At 64.2% G+C, this 7,495-nt stretch carries 5 protein-coding genes; 4 read left to right on the plus strand and 1 reads right to left on the minus strand.

The features are described 5' to 3' along the window. Positions 1-403 precede the first annotated feature (403 nt). From AAFM29_RS11490 to AAFM29_RS11505, 4 genes are all read left to right on the plus strand, one after another. Positions 404-1,804: an MATE family efflux transporter gene (locus AAFM29_RS11490; RefSeq protein WP_341712938.1), complete on the plus strand. Its 1,401-nt coding sequence runs from the start codon at positions 404-406 to the stop codon at positions 1,802-1,804. Positions 1,805-1,965: 161 nt separating this feature from the next. Continuing rightward, positions 1,966-2,253, plus strand: a complete 288-nt coding sequence (gene groES / locus AAFM29_RS11495; protein WP_341712939.1) for a co-chaperone GroES — start codon at positions 1,966-1,968, stop codon at positions 2,251-2,253. 114 nt (positions 2,254-2,367) lie between these two features. Continuing rightward, positions 2,368-4,005, plus strand: a complete 1,638-nt coding sequence (gene groL / locus AAFM29_RS11500) for a chaperonin GroEL (protein ID WP_341712940.1) — start codon at positions 2,368-2,370, stop codon at positions 4,003-4,005. Positions 4,006-4,483: 478 nt separating this feature from the next. Next, positions 4,484-5,074: a hypothetical protein gene (locus tag AAFM29_RS11505; protein ID WP_341712941.1), complete on the plus strand. Its 591-nt coding sequence runs from the start codon at positions 4,484-4,486 to the stop codon at positions 5,072-5,074. Between the two features lie 176 nt (positions 5,075-5,250). On the opposite strand, the gene AAFM29_RS11510 is transcribed toward AAFM29_RS11505, so the two are convergent. Beyond that, complete coding sequence (locus AAFM29_RS11510) at positions 5,251-7,431, minus strand: DUF305 domain-containing protein (RefSeq protein WP_341712942.1); 2,181 nt, start codon at positions 7,429-7,431, stop codon at positions 5,251-5,253. Between the last annotated feature and the right edge of the window lie 64 nt (positions 7,432-7,495).

The raw sequence follows: 7,495 nt of genomic DNA on the forward strand, positions 1-7,495 counted from the left end.
GTGAGGAACAGCCGACGACGGGGTTCGCCGCGTTGGCTTTGCACCTCCGCCTCCATTTCGAGTCTTCCTTGCATAACGAATGCGCCTTTCCCGCTCGGGAAGGATTGAATCATTGCGACCTCAGGTTCTTTTAGCCGATCTTAGCGCCGGCCCGGTTAACGTTGGGTTGCCTTTATCTGCTTCAGCGTGCGAGCACCGTCAATCGCGTTGCGGTCGATGGGCAGAAACGCGGACTGGACAACAACGCTCTGTAATCACGCTTTTTTCTTTGCCGCAAGGTTGTTGATGATCCGATGGCAGACCAAGCCCTTGTCGCCGCAAGGCCACACCTGCCGGCATAAGCACTGGCAACCACGACTTGCGTTTGATGTAGCAGGGCGGCGCGCCTATCCGGGCCGGCTGCATGGCGCACGAGCATGCCCTTGAGCCCCTGCCGATCGGCAGCGATGGCTGGCGCGACGAGCTGCGCGAGACCTTCCGTCTCGCCTGGCCGCTGGCGCTCGCCAACCTGCTGCAGATGCTGGTCCACGCAGTCGACGTAATCTTCGTCGCGCGGCTGGGCGAACAGGAGCTCGCCGCCTCCGCACTGGGCGTGGCGCTGTTCGGCCTCACCATGTGGGCCTTTACCGGGCTGGTCGGCATGGTGGCCGCGCTGATCGCGGAAGAGCTTGGCCGCCGCCGCCATTCGGTCCGCGAGGTACGGCGTTCGGTTCGCATGGCGCTGTGGCTGGCGGTCGCCTCGGGCCTGGTAGGCATGGCGATATGCTGGTCGGGCGAAGACCTGCTGCGGCTGGCCGGGCAGGACCCGGCGCTGGCAGCGCGCGCGGGTACCTTCCTCCAGATTATCATGTTCGCCATGGTTCCGATGATCGGCTCGAGCGTGTTGCGCAACTTCGTGTCCACGCTGGGACGACCGGTCTTCGCGACTGCGATCACCGGCGTGGCACTGATAGTCAGCGTCATCGCCAACTACGCCTTCGTCTTCGGCCATTTCGGCGCGCCGGCGATGGGGCTCGAAGGTTCGGCGTTGGCCAGCGTGGTCACCTCGCTCGTCCAGTTCGCCAGCTATCTGGTGGCGATCTACACCGACCGGCGTCTGCGTCGCTATCGCATCTTCGGCAATTGGTGGCGCCCCGAATGGCCGCGGCTGCGTGAACTGGTCGCGCTGGGCAGCCCGGTGATGATTATCATCATCGCCGAGGCCGGCCTGTTCAGCGGGGCGGCCTTGCTGATGGGCTGGATCGGCCCCGCGCAGCTCGCCGGTCACACCATCGCGCTGCAGATCGCCGCGCTGGCGTTCCAGATTCCCTTTGGCTTGGGGCAGGCCGCGACGATCCGCGTCGGCTATCACTATGGCGCGGGAGACCACGCCGCGATGGGACGCGCCGGCTGGGTCGGGATTGCCATGGGCAGCGCCTTCATGCTGGCGACTGCCACTCTGATGATCCTCGCCCCGATGCTGCTCCTGCGCATCTATGTCGACCCGACCCTGGCCGCGAATGCGGCGATGGTGGGCTTTGCCGTGCGCTATATGAAGGTAGCTGCCGCGTTCCAGCTCTTCGATGGCGTCCAGGCGGTCGCCGCCGGCGCGCTGCGCGGCTTGCAGGATACGCGTGTGCCGATGCTGATCGCGGTGTTCAGCTATTGGGTGCCGGGCATCGGCATCGCCCTGTGGCTGGGTTTCCGCACCCCGCTCGAGGGGACCGGCGTGTGGATCGGGCTGGCTACCGGGCTGGTCTTTGCCGCCGGCCTGTTGGCCTGGCGCTGGTCGCAGCGCGAAAGGCTTGGCCTCACCCATCGCTAGGGCGGATCGCCTGGACCCTTCGGCACCGCACCATACAGGCCAAAAAATTTCGTCCGCACCCGTTGACTCGCCTCGGGTGCCGCCCCAAATGCGCCCCGCTGGCACTCTCGAGAGGGGAGTGCCAAGGCTCGTTTCACACTCTTAGAAGAGAGGTCATCACCATGGCATTTCGTCCGCTGCACGACCGCGTACTGGTCCGTCGCATCGAAGCCGAAGAAAAGACCGCCGGCGGGATCATCATTCCCGACAGCGCCAAGGAAAAGCCGAGCGAAGGCGAAATCGTCGCCGTCGGTTCGGGTTCCAAGGCCGAAGACGGCAAGGTCACCCCGCTGGACGTCAAGGCGGGCGACCGCGTTCTGTTCGGCAAGTGGTCCGGCACCGAAGTCAAGATCGACGGCGAAGACCTGCTGATCATGAAGGAAAGCGACATCATGGGGATCATCGGCTGATGACCTCGTCACCCCAGCGAAAGCTGGGGTCGCTGGCCGCACGCGCCAGTCGCTTCTGACCAGGAACAACCCGATCCCGGCTTTCGCCGGGATGACGAAAATGGAGAAACTTCAATGGCTGCCAAGGACGTAAAGTTCGGCCGTGACGCGCGCGAAGGCATTCTGCGCGGCGTCGACACCCTCGCCAATGCCGTCAAGGTCACGCTGGGCCCCAAGGGCCGCAACGTCGTGATCGACAAGAGCTTCGGCGCACCCCGCATCACCAAGGACGGCGTCACCGTCGCCAAGGAAATCGAACTGAAGGACAAGTTCGAGAACATGGGCGCGCAGATGATCAAGGAAGTCGCCTCGAAGGCGAACGACACTGCGGGTGACGGCACCACCACCGCCACCGTGCTCGCCCAGGCGATCGTCAACGAGGGCATGAAGTCGGTTGCCGCCGGCATGAACCCGATGGACCTCAAGCGTGGCATCGACATCGCCGTCGCCAAGGTCGTCGAAGACCTCAAGGGTCGTTCGAAGGACGTGGCCGGTTCGTCGGAAATCGCCCAGGTCGGCATCATCTCGGCCAATGGCGACACCGAAGTTGGCGAGAAGATCGCCGAAGCGATGGAAAAGGTCGGCAAGGAAGGCGTGATCACCGTGGAAGAGGCCAAGGGCCTCGAATTCGAACTCGATGTCGTCGAAGGCATGCAGTTCGACCGCGGCTACCTCTCGCCCTACTTCATCACCAATCCGGAAAAGATGACGGTCGAACTCGAGAACCCGTACATCCTGATCCACGAGAAGAAGCTGTCGAACCTGCAGTCGATGCTGCCGGTGCTCGAAGCCGCGGTCCAATCGGGCCGTCCGCTGCTGATCATCGCTGAAGACATCGAAGGCGAAGCGCTGGCCACGCTGGTGGTCAACAAGCTGCGCGGCGGCCTCAAGGTTGCAGCGGTCAAGGCTCCGGGCTTCGGCGATCGCCGCAAGGCGATGCTGCAGGACATCGCGATCCTGACCAAGGGCGAAATGATCAGCGAAGACCTCGGCATCAAGCTCGAGAACGTCACGCTGGGCATGCTCGGCCAGGCCAAGAAGGTCACCATCGACAAGGACAACACCACCATCGTCGACGGTGCCGGTGACGCGGACGACATCAAGGCCCGCGTCGGCGAAATCCGCACCCAGATCGACAATACCTCGAGCGACTACGACCGCGAGAAGCTCCAGGAGCGTCTCGCCAAGCTCGCCGGCGGTGTGGCCGTGATCAAGGTTGGCGGTGCCACCGAAGTCGAGGTGAAGGAACGCAAGGACCGCGTCGACGACGCGCTGCACGCGACCCGCGCCGCGGTTGAGGAAGGCATCGTCCCCGGCGGCGGTACCGCTCTGCTCTATGCCACCAAGGCGCTCGCTGGCCTCACCGGTGCCAACGAAGACCAGACCCGCGGTATCGACATCGTCCGCCGCGCGATCACCGCGCCGGTCCGCCAGATTGCTTCGAACGCCGGCCATGACGGCGCGGTCATCTCGGGCAAGCTGATGGACGCCAACGACGAAACGCTGGGCTTCAACGCAGCTACCGACACCTACGAGAACCTCGTCGCTGCCGGCGTGATCGACCCGACCAAGGTCGTCCGCACCGCGCTGCAGGACGCTGCCTCGGTTGCCGGTCTGCTGATCACGACCGAAGCCGCGATCACCGAGAAGCCGGAAGACAAGCCGGCCCCGGCAATGCCCGACATGGGCGGCATGGGCGGCATGGGTTTCTAAGAGCCTTCCGACCTACCGGACAGAAAGAGGCCCGGCGGAGCGATCCGCCGGGCCTTTTTGTCTGAAATTGGGTGGAAAACGGACGCTAGCTTCTGCGCTTGCTTCGCCAATCATTGAACGCTGCAACTGTCGCACCAAGCGCAATCACCAGTGCGAAAAACAAGAGCAGCCGCCACCATTCCACTTCTCCCGAAAAGAGCAGTGCTAATCGACTGGGGCGAGTTGCTATTACAGCTCCAAGACCGAGAATGGCCCAGCCCAGCGCTGGCAGAGCGATCCGGCGAGCTAGCGACGGTCTCGTTCCCTCATGTCGCGAAGTTCTCGCTCGCTGTTTCTTTCGCTTACGAGGCATCATCAATGAGTAGGTCAACTACTAGACGTCCGCAATCGGGTCGTGAGCTGACATCCTGTTTCCAGTCCATCTGAGCGGCGCAAGGCAACGCTTTCCTACACGCCACGATCGTGCCTAGTAACCTATATGGCACACGATAAGACCCACGGCGAACCAATCGCCCTCACCCCCTCTGTCCCCTCCCGCGCGGAACGTTACGATGGCTGGACCGTCGACAAGCAGGTCGATTTCCTGCGCATGCTCGCCACCACGCAGAATGTCGCGGCGGCGGCGCGGAGTGTGGGGATGGGGCGGCAGTCGGCCTACAAGCTGCGCGCGCGGCTCGACGACCAGCCCTTCGGCGCGGCGTGGCGGCTGGCGCTGCGCAATGCGCGCGACACGCTGCTCGACGCGGCGATCGAGCGGGCGGTCAACGGCGTCGAGGTACCGCACTATTGGAAGGGCGAGCTGATCGGCACCTCGCGCCGCTACGACGAACGGCTGACCACGGCACTGCTCGCGGGCGGCGCGCTGCAGCGCTCCACCGTCCACCTTGGCGGTCCCGAGCGCGAATTTTCCGAACGCGGGCTGCCCCGCCTGCTGGACCGGATCGCGCACGGACCGACCGAATGGTGCGACCTAGAAGACGAGCGCGACTTTGCCTGGGGCGATCCCGAGCTGGATGAAAATCAAGCCCGGAACGAGACCTTAGCCGAAGGCTATGGCGAGGGCGAATGACCCGCATTCCGGACCAGCCAGCCGGACCCGCCGGTTTTTATTGCAGAACCGGCCCGAGTGTCGCCTTCAGGGGGTTCGTGCGAAATTTCGCCTTGTTTTACAGGATCATATAGCCCCTGAAGCGAAGGCGACACCGAGTCGCCTTTGTCGCCTTCGCCTTCGTCTTGCGGGGCCTGTCAGCCGCCTTTGCGGCTCGCCTCCGCAGCCGCGACCAGTTCTGTCGGCCAGGTGACCTGCGTCTGCGTCTGCGGGTTGAACAGGTCGCCCGCATAGATCGCGCCTTCAGCGGCGGCGATCTCTTCCTTGGTCAGGAAGGCGCTCGGCTTGAGCGCGAAAACGTCGAGCCCGCGGCTGATCTCGGTCGCATAGATGCGCCCGCGGTACCAATAGGCCGACCAGTAACCACCGGTGATCATCTGGTCCTTGTCGATCGGTCCACGGTCGAAATAGGCGATCTCGTGGATGTTCGCCGGGTCGGTGAAGTCGATCACCGAGATACCGCCCTGGTACCAGGCCTGGACGAAGATATCGCGTCCCGGGACCGGAATGATCGAACCATTGTGCGCGACGCAGTTCTCCTTGTCGGTCTGCGGCGCGGGCAGCTTGTAGGTCCCGCGATAAACCAGCTTGCCGTTCTCGATGCCGTAGAAGGCGTCGGCACCCCAGTTCTTGGGATCGCCAGCCTGGCAGCGCGGCCGCCCGCCCCCGCCCCATTCGTCGGTGAACAGGACCTTGGTCCCGTCATTGTTGAAGGTCGCCGAATGCCAATAGGCAAAGCCCTTGTCGGTCACGTCGTCGATCCGCGTGGGCTTCAGCGGGTCCTTGATGTCGAGGATGATGCCATTGCCCGAACAGGCCCCCGCAGCGAGGTTCTTGGCCGGGAAGACGGTGATGTCATGGCACATGTCGGTACGGAAGGTGTCCTGCGTTCCGTCGCCGTGATCGCCACCGCGCCACAGGCCGGCGATCTCGCCATCCTTGGCGAAGACGCGGGGCCGGTCGACGATGCGCGCCTGCGAAGGTTCGGCCAGCGGGATCTCGATCACGTCGATGCTGAACAGCGCGGTGTTGTCACCACCCAGTTCGTAGCAGCCCTCCAGCTCGTCCGCGTCGCGCACATAGCTGGTGCCCGAATTATAGACGATCAGCCGCGTGTCATCGGCGCTGACGATCGAGTGCGTGTGGCTGCCGCGGCAGGTCTGCACCTGCCCGACCTGGCGCGGGCGGGTAATGTCGGAAATGTCGAAGATGCGGATGCCACGGAAGCGTTCGGGGCTCACCCGATCCTCGACCCCGCCGAGCCCGCAATCGACCCGTGCGCGGCTGTCCTGCACGCTCATGACGAGGATATTGCCGGCGATCGAGACGTCGCCCTGCCCGCCGGGGCAGACGGTCGAGCTGACCAGTTGCGGGATGCCGTCGTCGCCCAGGCGATAGGCGTTGAAGCCATGATAGCTGCCCGCGACCAGCATGTCGCCCGAGAAGGCCATGTCGGTAAAGGCGAAGTCGAGCAGCGACCCGCGCTCGCCGAACTTGGGCTTGTCTTCCTCACCTTCCTTCGCGGGGGTTGCCGCCTCGCCTTCCTTGGGCTTCTTCTCGATCCGCGGCTGCAGCTGCGCCGGATTGGCCGGGTCGAAGAAGCCGTCCGGCTTGGGCATGGCAGTGACCAGGCGAAGGTTGAGGATCGCCTCGCCTGCGTCGCGGAAGCCGGGCCTCAACGTCGCGCGCGGATCGGTCGAAAGGCCGGTGAGCACGCCGTTCATCCGGTCGATCTCGGCCTTCTGATCGGTCACCACATCATTGGTGAATTCGAACATCACCGGGTCGTATGCCGTGCCGCGCAGATTGTGCAGGTCGTCGACCATGGTCACCGCGCCCTTGTGGTGGGCGACCATCAGTTCGAGGAACAGGCGGTCGAAGGCAGTGCCACTGGACGCCTCAAGTTCCTTCATCTGCGCCTGGCTGGCCATGCCCTGCATGGTGTGGTGGGCATGCCCCATCCCCTGCATGGAAACTTCCTGGCCGCGATCATCCAGCCAGCCGCGCATGAACTTCATTTCATCCTGCTGGCTCGCCTCGATCCGATCGGCCGTCTTGAGGATCGCCTCGTTATTGGTCCGCGCCTTGACCAGCCGAGCCATGTCGACCGCCTGCTGGTGGTGGACGATCATGCCCTGCATGAAGGCCACGTCGCCTGGCGAATAGCTGGTATTGGCAAGCGCGATCGCCTGCTTGGCGTCGATCACCTTGGGCGCTTCGCCCGGCGCACCAGGCAGGACGATCGGAACCTCATCGGCGGCGTAAAGCGGGGCGGCCGACGCCCGCCGGGCTGCGGCGAACGAATAGCGGGGCCTCATGACGTGCTCCCCTAATCTCCGTGAGCACTGGCGCGCCTGGGGAAGCCGCTTGGCAATGACGTGG

Source organism: Erythrobacter sp. (assembly GCF_038133525.1).
In the GTDB taxonomy this organism is placed as follows: Bacteria; Pseudomonadota; Alphaproteobacteria; order Sphingomonadales; family Sphingomonadaceae; genus Qipengyuania.

What these genes read in the sequence shown, in the direction of transcription:
- groES (WP_341712939.1), top strand. Translation starts at nt 1,966, where the DNA reads ATGGCATTTCGTCCGCTGCACGACCGCGTACTGGTCCGTCGCATCGAA.
- groL (WP_341712940.1), top strand. Translation starts at nt 2,368, where the DNA reads ATGGCTGCCAAGGACGTAAAGTTCGGCCGTGACGCGCGCGAAGGCATT.
- AAFM29_RS11505 (WP_341712941.1), top strand. Translation starts at nt 4,484, where the DNA reads ATGGCACACGATAAGACCCACGGCGAACCAATCGCCCTCACCCCCTCT.
- AAFM29_RS11510 (WP_341712942.1), bottom strand. Translation starts at nt 7,431, where the DNA reads ATGAGGCCCCGCTATTCGTTCGCCGCAGCCCGGCGGGCGTCGGCCGCC.
- AAFM29_RS11490 (WP_341712938.1), top strand. Translation starts at nt 404, where the DNA reads ATGGCGCACGAGCATGCCCTTGAGCCCCTGCCGATCGGCAGCGATGGC.